Source organism: Histophilus somni (genome assembly GCF_014202395.1).
Classification (GTDB): domain Bacteria; phylum Pseudomonadota; class Gammaproteobacteria; order Enterobacterales; family Pasteurellaceae; genus Histophilus; species Histophilus somni.
The window spans coordinates 1-15099 of the sequence record NZ_JACHGQ010000001.1 but is presented as its reverse complement, the minus strand read 5'-3'; the positions used below and the strand labels follow the sequence as shown (position 1 = coordinate 15099).

Below are 15099 nucleotides of genomic sequence, written 5' to 3'. Positions count from 1 at the left end.
TTAATAATTAAAAAACATCTCATTTACTTAAATAAAATTTAAAAAATAAACAATATATTAAATATAATTTCAATTTTTAGGGTAAATTTTATTTTTTTATATTTTAAAATAATTCTATTTGACCTTTCAATTATTTTTGGGTATATCTACCCCATCAAATAAATTTGTCATCTTTTTAAGTGAGGATCTTATGCCCCAAAAATACTCAACGCTAAAAAATAACATAAATATGTTAGGTCACTTTTTAGGCGAAACAATCAGCGATGCACAGGGTAGTGATATTCTTGATTTGATTGAAAATATTCGTGTATTATCTCGCGACTCTCGTTCCGGTGATGAAAAAGCACGGGAAAAATTATTAGATACGCTTTCGACTATTTCCAATGAAAATATTATTCCAGTAGCTCGTGCTTTTAGTCAATTTTTGAATTTAACCAATATAGCGGAACAATACCAAACAATCTCACGAAAACACATAGACCAAGTTGCCTCCGATCGTTCTTTAGAGGCACTCTTTGAACGCTTAAAAGCACAAAATGTACCGGCAGAAAAAGTCATCTCAACAGTAGAAAAATTATTAATTGAATTAGTTTTAACCGCCCATCCGACAGAAGTTACCCGCCGTTCTCTTTTACATAAATATGTAGAAATTAACCGCTGTTTAAGCCGTTTGGAACACGATGATCTTACTCAATCAGAAAGCACAAAATTAAAACGCCGTTTAATGCAATTAATTGCACTTGCTTGGCATACAAATGAAATCCGTACGCAACGCCCTACTCCTGTTGATGAAGCAAAATGGGGGATAGCGGTAATCGAAAACAGCTTATGGAAAGCCGTGCCTGATTTTTGTCGTCAATTGAATCTCTATTTAGAGAAAAATTTTGGTGTACAACATTCAGTAAACTTAGCACCTGTTAAATTTTCTTCTTGGATAGGGGGAGATCGTGATGGTAATCCATTTGTTACCGCAGAGACAACTCGCCAAGTTTTAATCATGAACCGCTGGAAAGCGGCAGAATTGTTTTTAGCGGATATTCAAGTTTTATCAGAGGAACTTTCTGTAGTTCATTGCACTGAGGAATTCCGTGCCAAATACGGTGATCATTTAGAACCCTATCGTGTAGTCGTTAAAAATTTGCGAGCAAAACTGGTAAAAACTGTCGCTTATTACGGTGAAATTTTAGAAAATAAACCTTCAACCATCAATACAAATGACATTTTGACCGATGATCAACAACTTTGGGAACCGCTTTACGATTGTTATCAATCTTTACATCAATGCGGTATGCGAATTATTGCTAACGGTATATTGCTGGATTGTTTACGTCGTATTCGTTGCTTTGGTCTCTCTTTGTCTCATTTGGATATTCGTCAAGAAAGCCTTCGTCATACTAAGGCTCTCTCTGAAATTACTCGTTATATTGGTTTAGGCGACTATTCACAATGGATGGAAGATGATAAACAAGCTTTTTTAATCCGTGAATTAAGCTCTCGTCGTCCTTTGCTACCTCGCAACTGGACGCCTTCTCCGGAAACGCAAGAAATTTTAGAAACTTGTCGAGTTATTGCACAACAACCTGAAGGCGTTATATCTTGCTATATTATTTCTATGGCTCGCACTGCCTCAGATGTGCTTGCAGTTCACTTATTATTAAAAGAAGCTGGCGTAACCTATTATTTACCAGTAGTTCCTCTTTTTGAAACCCTAGATGACCTCAATGCTTCTAAAGAAGTTATGACTCAATTATTTAATGTAGGCTGGTATCGTGGTGTGATCAACAATAAACAAATGGTCATGATTGGTTATTCCGATAGTGCGAAAGATGCAGGTATGATGGCTGCTTCTTGGGCACAGTATCGAGCACAAGAACAACTGGTAAATCTTTGCGAAAAAATGGGAGTAGAATTAACCTTGTTCCATGGTCGTGGTGGTACTATTGGACGTGGAGGTGCACCTGCTCATGCCGCACTTCTATCTCAGCCACCCCGCTCATTGAAAAATGGTCTACGTGTAACAGAACAGGGAGAAATGATCCGTTTTAAACTGGGTCTACCTGCAGTTGCAGTAAATAGCTTTGATCTTTATGCCAGTGCAATTTTAGAAGCCAACCTGCTTCCACCTCCGGAGCCTAAAGAAAGCTGGCGTGCAATTATGAATGAATTATCCGATTCATCATGTAATATATATCGTAGCGTTGTACGTGGAGATAAAGATTTTGTACCTTATTTCCGTTCCGCCACACCTGAACAAGAATTATCTAAGTTACCTCTAGGCTCTCGCCCATCCAAACGTAATCCGAACGGTGGGGTAGAAAGTTTACGTGCAATTCCTTGGATCTTCGCTTGGATGCAAAATCGCTTAATGTTACCGGCTTGGTTAGGTGCAAGTGCGTCTATTCGCCAATCAATTGAAAAAGGCAATAAAGAAACTATTGAAGAAATGTGTAAAAATTGGCCGTTTTTCTCTACCCGTATCGGTATGTTGGAAATGGTGTTCAGCAAAACTGATACGTGGTTATCTGAGCATTATGATCTGAACTTGGTTAAAAAAGAATTATGGTATTTAGGTCAATCTTTGCGTGAACAACTGCAAGCCGATATTAAAACTATTCTTTCTTTATCTCATGAAGATGAATTAATGTCTGATTTACCTTGGATTGCAGAATCCATTGCCTTACGTAATATCTATACCGATCCGCTCAACTTACTACAAGTAGAACTGTTGCGACGTTTACGTGAAAACCCTGAAAATCCAAATCCTGATGTGGAACAAGCATTAATGATTACGATTACAGGTATCGCTGCAGGTATGCGTAATACTGGTTAGTGATGAACTCATCATACAAAAGTGCGGTTAAAATCACCGCACTTTTTTCTACTTCTCACTTTTGTGCTATGATTATTTCACTTTTACTTATGAGAAAATACGATGACAGACCAAATTAATAAATTAGATCCTGATACAGCAATTGATATTGCTTATGATATTTTTCTCGAAATGGCGGGAGAAAATCTTGAGCCTGCCGATATTCTTTTATTTAACTTACAATTTGAAGATCATGGCGGAGTTGAATTTGTTGAAACTGCCGATAACTGGGAACAAGAGATTGGCGTTCTCATCGATCCTGATGAATACGCTGAAGTTTGGGTTGGCTTGGTCAATGAACAAGACGAAATGGATGATATTTTTGCTAAGTTTTTAATTTCCCACAAAGAGGAAGACCGAGAATATCACGTTGTGTGGAAAAAATAATCCAAGCTCAAAATTGAGGAAAATTTGCGATTCAATAGCCTCTTCGTATAGTTGCTGAACTTCCGATTTTGCTATTTAATACAAATCCTAGAATATTACTATTCCAAATAAGAAGAGCGGAGAATTCCGCTCTTTTAGCCTTCAAATGCGTTGTGATTAGTTGAACATGGCAGAAATAGATTCTTCATTACTAATACGGCGAATTGACTCTGCCAGCATACCTGATAATGTTAATACTCGGACTTTACCCAATGCCTTAATTTCCGGTGTAAATGGAATAGTATCAGTTACAACAATTTCATCTAATGCTTCATTCGCTAGATTTTTTGCCGCTGCTCCGGAGAATACGGCATGAGTTGCATAAGCAAATACACGTTTTGCTCCCCGCTCTTTTAATGCTTCCGCCGCTTTGCATAATGTTCCGCCCGTATCAATCATATCATCAACTAAAATACAATCACGTCCGGCGACATCTCCAATAATGTGCATGACTTGGGCTACATTGGCTTTTGGACGACGTTTGTCAATAATCGCCATATCTGTATCATTCAGCAATTTTGCGATAGCACGGGCACGAACGACACCGCCAATATCCGGAGAAACAACGATCGGATTTTCCAAATCTGTTTTCTTTAACATGTCATGAATAAGCACCGGTGAACCGAATACATTATCTACCGGTACATCAAAAAATCCTTGGATTTGTTCAGCGTGCAGATCACAAGTTAACACACGATCTACTCCTACGCTCGATAGGAAATCCGCTACCACTTTTGCAGTAATCGGTACACGAGCTGAGCGTACACGACGATCTTGACGAGCATATCCAAAATAAGGAATAACTGCGGTAATACGCCCCGCCGATGCACGTCTTAGTGCGTCAACCATAACGACTAATTCCATGAGATTATCATTTGTAGGTGCACAGGTAGATTGAATAATAAATACATCACAACCACGTACATTTTCATTAATTTGAACTTGAATTTCTCCGTCACTGAAACGACCAACAGTCGCATCACCTAAGGAAATATATAGGCGTTCGGAAATTTGTTTTGCCAGTTCAGGTGTTGCATTACCGGCGAAAAGTTTAATGTCAGGCATCGTAAATTTAACCTCTGGAATTTGTATTATTAGGAAGACAAAGTGTTTGTTTTTGTTGCGATAAATATTCAATCATTTGATGTAATGGTGAAATATTTGTTCCCTGAGCAACAAAACCAACGTATTTTTCAGGTTTATCAAGAAATGCAGATTGTGCCGCCTGTTCGTTAGCAAATTCAGCGAAAACACAAGCTCCAGTTCCTGTTAATCTTGCCGGTGCATATTGTAACAACCAGCCAAGGGCTTCTTCAACCTCTGAATAATGATTTAAAACAACTTTTTCGCAATCGTTTTCATATTTTGTTATTAATAATTCCGCTAAAGGTCGTTTTGGGGTATTGCGAGGTAAGTTAGGATCTTTAAATATAATAGCTGTAGAAATAGATGTTTCGGGTTTTAATACTAAAAACCATTTTTGTGGCGGTTGACAAAAAGTAAGTTTTTCACCAACACCTTCGGCAAAAGCGGCTTTTCCATATACAAAAACAGGCACATCAGCACCGAGCTGTAATCCTATTTCAGCAAGTGTTGAGAGTGAAAGTTGTGTATTCCATAAATAGTTGAGTGCAACGAGTGCTGTGGCTGCATTTGATGATCCTCCGCCAACCCCTCCGCCTATTGGCAAAATTTTATCCAAATGTAAATTTGCCCCTAATGTACACCCTGTTTTTTGTTGTAATAATTTAGCGGCTCGATAGATTAAATTATCCTCGTTTTTTAGATGAGGTATTTCGGGTGTTAAGATTATTTTTCCGTCAGTGCGTATCTCAATACTTAACCAATCGCCAAAATTTAAAAATTGAAATAAGGTTTGCAGTTCATGGTAACCGTCGGGGCGTTGAGAAGTTATATATAAAAACAAATTTATCTTTGCAGGGCAAGGAAAACGTAATTTTTTTCCTTGTATTTGCGATGATAAAAGTGCGGTCGAAAATTGATAGTTTTTCATTAATATTTCCAGTTATCTATCCTAACTTTTAAGGTCTGCTCACTACTTTTCAGAAGAATATCTTTGGGTAATGGAATGCTTTGATCTGTTCGATAGTTGAGATAGTCAGCACTCCAAACTTCACCCTCAACTGAATAAGTAAAGCTTGCTAATAAATGATTTATGCCGACCTGATAATCTGAATTTTCATCTGGTTGACCTTTTAGCCAGTTCCCTATTTGTTGTAATGGAATAGAGATACCAATCATTTCACGGAGCAAGTTGTTGATATCTTTTGTTGAACGCTGATTTCCTTTATGGTCTGAAACAGTAATACCGAAAGGTGAAACTTCAAATTTAAGTATTGAACTGCTGAAAGCTGATGAAAGTAGTAAAGAATAGGATTGCGGATTGTTATATTGCCAAGTAAAGCGAGTGGAAAAACGTTGTTTATTGTTAATATAACCCAATTGTCCTTGAGCTTGATATTGTTTTATTTGCTTAATTTTTTGTAGGTGTTGTTGCCATTTTTTATCATTTTTTTCTATATACTGAATACCTTGCGGGCGTTCGCCGGCAATATCTAAAGTACAAGCACTCAGCAATATCGTTAAAATAAGTATAAAAAAAGGTTTTTGAGATGTTTTCATGTGTCGGACTCGTAAAAATATCGAATATTTTAAGGTCTTACATAAGATTAGTAAAGATACAAAAACTTTTGATTTTTTGACCACACTTTGATCTGTTTATTAAAAGATGCTAATTTAAATTTATTTGAAGGGTGGCTTACTTCAATTTTTACAATGATCTCTTTTTAAGGAAACACAATGAAAAAATCATTTATCTCAATTGTGGCGTTAGACTTATTGGGAGCGGTTTGGGTTGGTACTTCTTGGTATACCGGTAAATTGTAGGTTGGCTGATTTTTATACTCTGCCAATTTTTTCTCAACAAAGGGGATTATGGAGAAATTTTAACCTTGAAACTAATTGCCCAAAGCAACTTGTTTGGAAATAACTTTATACATAATGGTGATTATAGTTGCTATTTTTTTGAAGACGAACAATAATAGTGTGCCGATAAGCAAGAACAAATGATTTTTGCGAGGATATTTTTTGATAAACTACGATATGGTTATTTTTCCGTATCGTAGTTTTGTTTTACTTAAAAAGGAAGTGTACAACAATGAAACAAATTCCAATGACTGTACGTGGTGCGGAACAATTAAGAGAAGAATTAGATTTTTTGAAAAATGTGCGTCGTCCGGAAATTATCAAGGCAATTTCAGAAGCACGTGAACATGGCGATTTAAAAGAAAATGCAGAATATCATGCGGCACGTGAACAGCAAGGCTTTTGCGAAGGGCGTATTCAAGAAATTGAAGGTAAATTAGCAAATTGCCAAATTATTGATGTAACAAAATTACCTAATAATGGTAAAGTGATTTTTGGTGCAACGGTCGTTTTGTTAAATATTGATACCGACGAAGAAGTCACTTACCGAATCGTTGGAGATGATGAGGCGGATATTAAATCGGGTTTAATTTCTGTTAATTCGCCTATTGCTCGCGGTTTAATCGGCAAGGACGTTGATGATACTGTTGTCATTACAACACCTGGCGGTAAAGTTGAATTTGAAATCGTTGAAGTAGAATATAAATAACATAACACTTTGATAGGAAAAAAATGGGCTTAAATGCCCATTTTATTTGTTTCAGTTATTGGCGAGGTAACTGAATTTTGGGTTCATTACTTGGACGATAAAGTACAAGAACATGCCCTATAGTTTGTACCGCACTGGCTTGCGTTTCACGTATAATTGCCTCAATAATCAGCTGTTTTGTTTCACGTTCAGCACCAGAAATTTTCACTTTGATCAATTCGTGGTGATTTAATGCGTTGTCAATTTCAGCTAAAACCCCTTCTGTTAAACCATTTGTGCCCAGCATAACCACCGGATTTAAATGATGTGCTAAACCTTTTAAAAATTGTTTTTGTTTTGTTGATAATGTCATTGGTTACCCATCCTACATAATTAAAAGTGCGGTCAATTTGTTTGATAACAATATTTCAATTTCAATTGCCTTTATCTCGAAGATTTTAACCATAAATCCAAAAAATAAAAAGAAGGAATAATTATTTTATAGAATAGTTAAAACACTTTCCGGCGGTCGTCCTATTTTAGCTTTATCTCCATTTACTACGATTGGACGTTCGAGCAATACGGAATTTTGCGAGAGTGCAATCAAAAGTTGTTGTTCCGTTAGCTCCTGACTATTCAATCCTAATTGTAAATAAAGATCGTCTTTCGTACGCATCATCTCCCTTACAGACGTAATTCCCAATTTTTGAGCTAACGTTTGCAACTCTTCAACGTTGTAAGTTTGCTGTAGATATAATTCAACGTCAAAAAGAATGGATTGTTGTTCCAATAAAGCCAATGTTTCACGACTTTTTGAACAACGTGGATTATGATAAATTTTAACCGTCATAAATGCTCCTTTGCTCTGATACAGTTCAAATATGCAAAATTTTACCTTATAATCACCCAAAATGCTCATTCGTTAAGGATAAATTATGATTGAAATGTTAAAAAATTGGTATCATCGTCGCTTTACCGATCCGCAGGCGATGGCACTTTTCGCTATTTTATTCTTTGGCTTTGTAGCAATTTATTTTTTCAATAGTTTATTGGCTCCCCTCCTGATTGCGATTGTTTTAGCTTATTTACTTGAATATCCCGTTCGCTTATTACATGAAAAACTGAAACTGCCCAGAATTTTGGCGACATCTCTTATACTCGGTGGCTTTATAGCAATCACATTTGTCATGACCTTTATTTTGATCCCGGTACTTTGGGCACAAACCATCAAACTGGTCAGCGACTTACCACACATGTTCAATCAACTTAACGAATGGTTACTTTCTTTACCGGAGAATTATCCTGAATTAGTAGATTATCAAATGATAGATGCGTTTTTTATTTCATTTAAAAATAAAATATTAGGCTTAGGTGAATCTGCACTTAAACTGTCCATTGCCTCCTTGTTAAATCTTGTTACCTTAGGAATTTACGCGTTTCTTGTGCCATTAATGGTATTTTTCCTCCTCAAAGATAAAACGGAATTAATTAACTATATTACAAACTTTCTGCCAAAGAACCGCACTCTTGCCTCAAAAGTTTGGCGAGAAATGCAACAACAAATTGCCAATTATATTCGCGGTAAATTACTTGAGATTTTAATCATAGCTTTAGTCAGTTATGCCATTTTTCTATTTTTTGGTTTGAATTATTCATTGTTACTGGCAGTTGCCGTGGGATTATCTGTTTTAGTGCCATACATTGGTGCAGTTCTGGTCACTATTCCTGTTGCTTTAGTTGCCATGTTCCAATTCGGTGCAACCCCAACTTTTTGGTATTTAATGGTTGCTTATGTGATAAGCCAAATCCTTGACGGAAATTTACTCGTGCCATTTTTATTTTCTGAAGCAGTGAATTTACACCCTCTCACTATTATTATCGCCGTTCTTATTTTTGGGGGATTATGGGGTTTCTGGGGAATTTTCTTTGCAATTCCATTGGCAACACTAGTCAAAGCCGTTGTTTCATCTTGGCCGTCAACAGAATAACCGATAAGGAAGAATTTCATTGAAAGGGCTATTTATTAGGATTGTTTTAGCCATCTGTTTATCGCTTTGGGCAATAGATATGGTTTTCCCTTGGCAACAAATAGTGAGATCAAAACAGAATTACCATACTACAATTCAAGAGCGACAAAAATTGATTGTAGGAACAATCAATAATCCGGTGTCTTATTTTATCGGTACAAACGGAGAAACAGGGCTAGAATATGAATTAAGCAAGGCTTTTGCAAATTACTTAAATGTTGATTTGGAAATGTTTCCTCTAAATAGTGCGGACGCATTATTTCAGGCTTTAGCACAAGGTAAAATAGACATTGCCGCTGCAAGTTTATTTTATCAACAAGATAGAAGTGAAAAATTCAAACTAGGTCCGGCATATCACGCTGCATCTTGGCAATTGACTTATCGCAAAGGTGAACGTCGTCCTATCACATTAGAAAATTTATCCGGCAAATTGGTTATTCCGGCTAATTCGGCACTGAATAATATTCTGCTGGCAAAAAAAGAAAAATACCCTTCTTTAACATGGGAAACCAGTGAACTAAGCCAAGAGGAACTCTTATTTCAAGTTGCTGAAGGAAAAATAGATTACACAATCGCTACCTCTACTGAAGTATCAGTTAATCAGCAAATTAAACCTCAAATTGCAATTGCCTTTAATGTGACTGATGAGTTTACAGTACATTGGTACTTATCTGATAAGGGGGCTTCAGAATTACAAGCCGCACTATTAGACTTCATGAACTCTGCCATTGAAAACGGCTTAATTGCTCGTATTGAAGAAAAATATTTCAATCACCTCAACCAATTTGACTATGTTGATACTCGCTCCTATTTGAATGCAATTGAAACAGTTTTGCCTAAATATGCTCCTTTGTTTGAAAAATATAAAGGTGATTTAGATTGGCATTTATTGGCAGCCATATCTTATCAAGAATCCCACTGGAATCCGGAAGCAACCTCACCAACCGGAGTACGCGGTATGATGATGTTGACAAAAGCAACTGCAGATAGAATGAATATTACTAATCGTCTCGATCCTGAACAAAGCATTAAAGCCGGTTCCGAATATTTACATCTTCTGCTCAAACAAATGCCGGATACTATTTTAAAAGAAGATCGTATTTGGTTTGCACTTGCCGCTTATAACATGGGATTGGGGCATTTATTAGACGTTAGACGCTTAACCAAACAGCTGGGAGGAAATCCGGATAATTGGTTAGAGGTGAAAAAAAATTTACCCTTATTAGCACAAAAACGTTATTTTACCCATCTTAAATATGGCTACGCTCGAGGCTACGAAGCGTTTCAATATGTGGAAAATATTAGAAGATATATGAACAGCATAATGAATTATTATCGGCTTCAACAAAACCAACAAGATCGACAAGATCGGTATGAAAATGAAAATAATGATGTCATTTCAATACAAACACAACAGGAACAACGATGAGAAGAAAAACCTTTTTAAAAAAAAGTAAAGTCACGCTATATCGTACCGCACATAACCGAGCATTAAGAATTAAACGCTTAAAAAAACGTAAAGCCCAACAAGCAGCACGACATACCCAGCAATTCGTCATACAAGAAATTTGTTGCTGATTTTTCGTGCTGTAAAATCATATTCTTTAGCATATGGATATAAGACCAATCAGATAAAAAAAGCGGAATTTCCACCGCCCTTTTTGCTTTACATAACACACCCTACCAAAACCGGATCGTTAAATTCTGTTTTACAGCAACCCTTAATTAACAAAACATTCAAGGCAAGCGAAAAGAAAAAAGAAAAAGAAAAAAGCGAAAAGAGAAAAGCGAAATAAAAAATGATTGCCTTATTAATAAATTTTGTAATAAAATCTCCGAAATTTATTACTATCTGCTTGACAAACAAAAATAACATGAATTTACAGCCTACAGCCTACAGCCTACAGCCTACAGCCTACAGCCTACAGCCTACAGCCTACAGCCTACAGCCTACAGCCTAGGCTAACGCCTTGTTGCAAATCTTGCAACCTATTTTTTACATTATTAACCTCTAAAAATATCCCAATTTTCCCTTTTCAACCTCTCGGCGAAAATATCATTCGTCTTTTTTTGCTTTGCCTTAAAAAGCAAGGCATTTCCGGTTTAGGTTTATAACCGCTCCCTAAAAAGTTTACTAAATAATCAATCAACGCAATAAATAATTAATTGAAAAAACCATTTTTAAAGAGAATAAAGCTATGAACAAAATCTTCAAAACCAAATACGATGTAACAACAGGTCAATGTAAAGCCGTGTCCGAGTTGGCGAGCAATCGCCAAATAGCAAGTAGCTCGGAGAAAAAGCCAAAGTGCGGTGCTAATTTGAAAAGAACGAGCTTATCAGAAAACTTACTGTTCAACATGCTGATCAGCGGTTTGGTGTTGTTTGCGTATCCCGCTTGGGCAGCAGCGGCTCAAACTAGCAACAATGATAAAGACATCAAAATAGATGGTAATACCATGATAAATGGTAATTCTGTTTCTAGTCCCAGTACTGGTAAAGGTCACAACGATATCATGATAGGGAATGAAGCTGAAGCGAAAAAAAATGACACTAGTAGTAGCAACGGTAATTCAGTCGCTCAACGAGTAGTGCTCGGTAATAAAGCCTATGCCATCGGTAACCAAGCGGTGGGGATTGGTGGTGATGTATTCGCCCAAGGCTATTCCTCCATCGCCATCGGGAGCGATGATATCGGCGAAACGGCTGATGAGAAACAAAAAGATAGTGGCGATAAATACTCCAAATACGCCGTCCCCCTGCCTAAAGCCATCTGGCAGTTGTTTGTTGATGAGGGAGATCATTTTAATTCAAAAACGAAAAATAGCTATGCGGTTTTGCAAAACAACGGTAACGGCGGTACCAACGGCAAAGCCAAAAAGAGTTCAGAGTTTTATAGCAATGGGAATGGTAGTGGAAAAATCGACAGAAATAAAGACCCTGCTAAATGGGAAGAAGAATATGCAAAATTTAATAAAGACGCATATGAAAAATACGTCAATGGTCAAAACGGTAGTACTGGCAATAACCCCAAAAACGTCTACTCCCACACTTGGGCGAAAGGGCGTGGGGCGATTGCCATCGGGGCAAGGTCTATCGCTTACGGCGACCATTCTAACGCCATAGGGACACTTGCTATTGCCAAGGGTAACTACTCTTCCGCCTTTGGGACGGGAACCATCGCCTTTGAAGATGGCGGTATCGCCGTGGGGAACAATGCGTACGTTTATCGCGAACATTCCATTGGGGGTGGGAAATAACGTCCAAGCAATACAAACAGGCTCGATGGTCTTCGGGGCCAATTCCTACGCTGGCGGTAGCGGTTCCTTAGCGTTAGGGGAATATACCTTTGCGAATGTGACTATGGGCGATGAGTTTGGGGAAACAATAGATGGCAAAAAGGGATTTGATATTAAACAATTTGATGAAGAACATAAAAAACTAAAAGGAGTGAATGGACGAGAAGTATATACGCCTAGTTTTGAGGACGAAAAAATGTCCGTGGAAACGTTATATACTCTTAAAGCTTATGATACACAAAGTATACAAGAGATAACTAAAAAATATTACAAAGCCAAAACAAACAAACAACAAGGTACAGGCGAAGAAAAAGCCGAACAATCCAAAGACAAAAACGGCACTTATAACCAAGGCGGGATAGCCATCGGGTCGTATTCTGTCGCATTGGGGGATAACGCCCTCACCCTCGGCAGACACGCCTACGCCAAAGAAGACAGCACGGTTGCCATCGGGAACTTCGCCTTTGCAAAAGATGAAAACGCCTTCGCCCTCGGCAAAGCCGCCCGATCCATGGGTAAAAACTCCTTGGCAATAGGTGTGGAAGCGGAGATTTGGAGCCCTAGTGCGGTAGCAATCGGCTATCAATCGAGGGTGTACCAAAATGCTGATGGCGGTGTCGCCATTGGACAAAGTGCGGTGGTTGAAGCCAACGCTGGTGATTCTATTGCGTTGGGTAAAGGTTCTAAGGCGGAAGCGAAGAAACAAGCCTTTAAAACACAAGAAATTAATGTAGGAACAAAAGGCTTGATGTTTAACTGGGGCAGTGCAGGCACCTCAGAAAGTGATCAAGAGGACAAGAAAAAAGCCGTCGTCAGCGTGGGAAATATTGGTAGCGAGCGGATTATCACCAACGTTGCCGCTGGTTCTGTTATGAACGGTTCCACTGATGCGATTAACGGCGGACAGTTGTATAGTGTGATTGAAACATTCGGCAAACTCGGCACGGATATTCTTGGTGCGGAAGTTGAAACAGATAAGAGTAAGTACGGATTTAAGGCTTCAACGTTTGAAAAAGTAAAATATCATCGAGGACAGGATCAAACACAACAACCAACCGAACCGAAAACATTTAAAGATGTAATTGATGAAACCATTAAAGCTGTAAATTCCGGAATGAAGTTCGGCGTTGAGGGAAATGGTAGCAATAATCCTATCACCAAACAACTTGGCGACACGTTAACATTCAAAGGCGATGACAAGTATATCAAGGCGAGTGTAGATGGTAGTGCTATTAAATACAGCGTAGAAGTGGCAAATAACATAGATGACAGTTCAACCCCATCTAGTCCAGGTGGAGCAGGAACAACTACAGATCCAAATGATAAATTAGTAACAGCAAGTGCGGTGAAAAGTTATGTCACGACAAAATTTGGTGCATTAAGTTCAACGTTGAATTTAGAAACCGATCAACCAACTGATGGCAGTAAAAATAAAGGTTCAATCAATTTAAAAAGTGATACCTTAAAAATTACTGGCGATAGTAATATCACGACTTCATTGGATGCAAATCAAAAGAACGTCAGTATAAAACTTAAAGAAAATTTAACGGGTATTAAATCTATAGGTGATAGTAATGGTACCAAAATCACATTTGATGATAACAAAAAAGAAATCAAACTTGGCTCTGTTTCTGTAAGTGTAAATAGTGAGCATAAAATAGTAATCGGTGAGGGTTCAAAATCAGATTCACAACATACACTTGCCATAGGGAATAAAGCCATAATAGGTAGTGGTGCAAAAGGCTCTATCTCTATAGCCAGTCTAACAAATGGTGAGCAGGGGAATATATCAAACGCCGAATGGGCGGTGTCTATCGGTAATAAAAACAGCATCACCGGCGGAAATGACATTGTCGCCTTGGGGTCGAATATTAATGTAAGCGGTTCTGATGGTAAGAGTAAGTCTGTAGTTGCAATAGGTAATGGGACACAAGTAACAAATGGGAAAGAATCAATAGCAATTGGCGTAGCAGGCAATACCAAAATAGAAAGTGCTGAATGGGCGGTCGCTATTGGTAATAACACCAAAGTATCTGGCGGAAACGACATACTAGCATTGGGTTCTAATATTTCAATAACTGGAAGTAATAATGGAAGTGTAGTCGTACTAGGTAATGGTGCAAAAGCTAGTGCCGCAGAAAACAGTGTGGTTATAGGTAAAGGAGCAGAATCAAAAGCCCAAAGTGCGGTGGTTATTGGGGAAGGTGCAACGGTTGAAGGTGATGCTGGCGATTCTGTTGCATTAGGTAAAAATTCTAAGGCGAAAACTAAAAAACTTGCTCCGAGTGGATTAGATGGTAATGTCGGAACTAATTCATTAAAAATCAGTTGGACTGCTGGGGTTTCTAGTGGCGACATGGATAAAAAATCAGTATTCAGCATTGGAGATGCAAATAGCGAAAGAATAATAACCAACGTCGCCGCAGGGACAGTAGATAATAGTTCAACTGATGCCATCAATGGCGGTCAATTAAAAAGCGTCATTGATGTGTTTGGTAAGTTAGCATTTGATGTTCTCGGAGCGGAAAAAGAAACAGAGAAAGAGGCAGATAAACAAACAGTTAAAGACGGATTTAAAAAATCAACATTTACTGCTGTTCAATATAAGAGAGACCCACAACCACAAGGACAACCACAGCAACAAGCAAAAGTACCAATGACATTCAGAGAAGCGATTAATGAAAGCATTGCTGCTATTAACAAGGGCTTGATATTCAAAGGCGATATGCCAAGTGCGGTAACAAATGGTACTCAAAACACACCGCACTATCTTGGTTCGACTATTCAGATTGTGCGTTTGGCAACGCCTGCGAACACTGGCACAACGACTACACAGCCAGCTAC

Annotated in this window: 12 protein-coding genes and 1 pseudogene; 8 read left to right on the top strand and 5 right to left on the bottom strand. The window is 38.0% G+C overall.

From position 1 onward, the window contains the following. The first annotated feature begins 190 nt into the window (after window positions 1-190). The gene (gene ppc, locus HNR69_RS00065; protein ID WP_087437267.1) at window positions 191-2830 is read left to right on the top strand and encodes a phosphoenolpyruvate carboxylase; all 2640 of its coding nucleotides are present in this window, start codon (window positions 191-193) and stop codon (window positions 2828-2830) included. 102 nt (window positions 2831-2932) lie between these two features. Then, window positions 2933-3256 (top strand): HI1450 family dsDNA-mimic protein, encoded by a 324-nt coding sequence (locus HNR69_RS00060; RefSeq protein ID WP_075293945.1) that lies wholly within the window; start codon window positions 2933-2935, stop codon window positions 3254-3256. A 156-nt stretch (window positions 3257-3412) separates the two neighbouring features. On the opposite strand, the gene HNR69_RS00055 is transcribed toward HNR69_RS00060, so the two are convergent. The 3 genes from HNR69_RS00055 to lolB are packed head-to-tail and all read right to left on the bottom strand — an operon-like array spanning window position 3413 to window position 5938. Beyond that, window positions 3413-4360 carry a ribose-phosphate pyrophosphokinase gene (locus HNR69_RS00055; protein WP_011609150.1) on the bottom strand — a complete coding sequence of 316 codons (948 nt, stop codon included), beginning with the start codon at window positions 4358-4360 and terminating at the stop codon, window positions 3413-3415. A gap of 7 nt (window positions 4361-4367) precedes the next feature. Next, entirely contained in the window at window positions 4368-5309 is a 942-nt protein-coding gene (gene ispE / locus HNR69_RS00050) for a 4-(cytidine 5'-diphospho)-2-C-methyl-D-erythritol kinase (RefSeq protein WP_075293946.1), read from the bottom strand. Continuing rightward, on the bottom strand, window positions 5309-5938 hold the full coding sequence (lolB, locus tag HNR69_RS00045) for a lipoprotein insertase outer membrane protein LolB (RefSeq protein WP_075293947.1): 630 nt from the start codon (window positions 5936-5938) through the stop codon (window positions 5309-5311). Before lolB ends, ispE begins: the two co-directional genes overlap by 1 nt. A gap of 535 nt (window positions 5939-6473) precedes the next feature. Here lolB and greA point away from each other — a divergent pair. After that, window positions 6474-6950 (top strand): transcription elongation factor GreA, encoded by a 477-nt coding sequence (greA, locus tag HNR69_RS00040; protein ID WP_011609154.1) that lies wholly within the window; start codon window positions 6474-6476, stop codon window positions 6948-6950. A 55-nt stretch (window positions 6951-7005) separates the two neighbouring features. Here greA and yhbY read toward each other — a convergent pair whose 3' ends face one another. Together yhbY and arsC are read right to left on the bottom strand one after the other, a co-directional pair. Next, on the bottom strand, window positions 7006-7302 hold the full coding sequence (gene yhbY / locus HNR69_RS00035; RefSeq protein WP_075293948.1) for a ribosome assembly RNA-binding protein YhbY: 297 nt from the start codon (window positions 7300-7302) through the stop codon (window positions 7006-7008). A 126-nt stretch (window positions 7303-7428) separates the two neighbouring features. Continuing rightward, window positions 7429-7779, bottom strand: a complete 351-nt coding sequence (arsC, locus tag HNR69_RS00030; RefSeq protein WP_075293949.1) for an arsenate reductase (glutaredoxin) — start codon at window positions 7777-7779, stop codon at window positions 7429-7431. A gap of 85 nt (window positions 7780-7864) precedes the next feature. Here arsC and HNR69_RS00025 point away from each other — a divergent pair, with 85 nt between their 5' ends. The 5 genes and pseudogenes from HNR69_RS00025 to HNR69_RS00005 form a co-directional block, all read left to right on the top strand. Beyond that, window positions 7865-8917 (top strand): AI-2E family transporter, encoded by a 1053-nt coding sequence (locus tag HNR69_RS00025; protein ID WP_011609157.1) that lies wholly within the window; start codon window positions 7865-7867, stop codon window positions 8915-8917. 19 nt (window positions 8918-8936) lie between these two features. Continuing rightward, the gene (gene mltF / locus HNR69_RS00020) at window positions 8937-10385 is read left to right on the top strand and encodes a membrane-bound lytic murein transglycosylase MltF (RefSeq protein WP_075293950.1); all 1449 of its coding nucleotides are present in this window, start codon (window positions 8937-8939) and stop codon (window positions 10383-10385) included. Beyond that, window positions 10382-10534 carry a hypothetical protein gene (locus HNR69_RS00015; protein WP_167591110.1) on the top strand — a complete coding sequence of 51 codons (153 nt, stop codon included), beginning with the start codon at window positions 10382-10384 and terminating at the stop codon, window positions 10532-10534. Before mltF ends, HNR69_RS00015 begins: the two co-directional genes overlap by 4 nt. Window positions 10535-11154: 620 nt before the next feature. After that, window positions 11155-12216 (top strand): ESPR-type extended signal peptide-containing protein, encoded by a 1062-nt coding sequence (locus HNR69_RS00010; protein ID WP_136122212.1) that lies wholly within the window; start codon window positions 11155-11157, stop codon window positions 12214-12216. Then, window positions 12173-15099, top strand: a pseudogene (locus tag HNR69_RS00005) (hypothetical protein); the annotation flags it as partial. The gene HNR69_RS00010 and the pseudogene HNR69_RS00005, both read left to right, overlap by 44 nt.

Bases quoted from the DNA above. Each gene is read 5' to 3' on its own strand.
- lolB (WP_075293947.1), bottom strand. From the start codon at position 5,938: ATGAAAACATCTCAAAAACCTTTTTTTATACTTATTTTAACGATATTG.
- arsC (WP_075293949.1), bottom strand. From the start codon at position 7,779: ATGACGGTTAAAATTTATCATAATCCACGTTGTTCAAAAAGTCGTGAA.
- HNR69_RS00060 (WP_075293945.1), top strand. From the start codon at position 2,933: ATGACAGACCAAATTAATAAATTAGATCCTGATACAGCAATTGATATT.
- ispE (WP_075293946.1), bottom strand. From the start codon at position 5,309: ATGAAAAACTATCAATTTTCGACCGCACTTTTATCATCGCAAATACAA.
- yhbY (WP_075293948.1), bottom strand. From the start codon at position 7,302: ATGACATTATCAACAAAACAAAAACAATTTTTAAAAGGTTTAGCACAT.
- HNR69_RS00055 (WP_011609150.1), bottom strand. From the start codon at position 4,360: ATGCCTGACATTAAACTTTTCGCCGGTAATGCAACACCTGAACTGGCA.
- HNR69_RS00010 (WP_136122212.1), top strand. From the start codon at position 11,155: ATGAACAAAATCTTCAAAACCAAATACGATGTAACAACAGGTCAATGT.
- HNR69_RS00025 (WP_011609157.1), top strand. From the start codon at position 7,865: ATGATTGAAATGTTAAAAAATTGGTATCATCGTCGCTTTACCGATCCG.
- ppc (WP_087437267.1), top strand. From the start codon at position 191: ATGCCCCAAAAATACTCAACGCTAAAAAATAACATAAATATGTTAGGT.
- HNR69_RS00015 (WP_167591110.1), top strand. From the start codon at position 10,382: ATGAGAAGAAAAACCTTTTTAAAAAAAAGTAAAGTCACGCTATATCGT.
- greA (WP_011609154.1), top strand. From the start codon at position 6,474: ATGAAACAAATTCCAATGACTGTACGTGGTGCGGAACAATTAAGAGAA.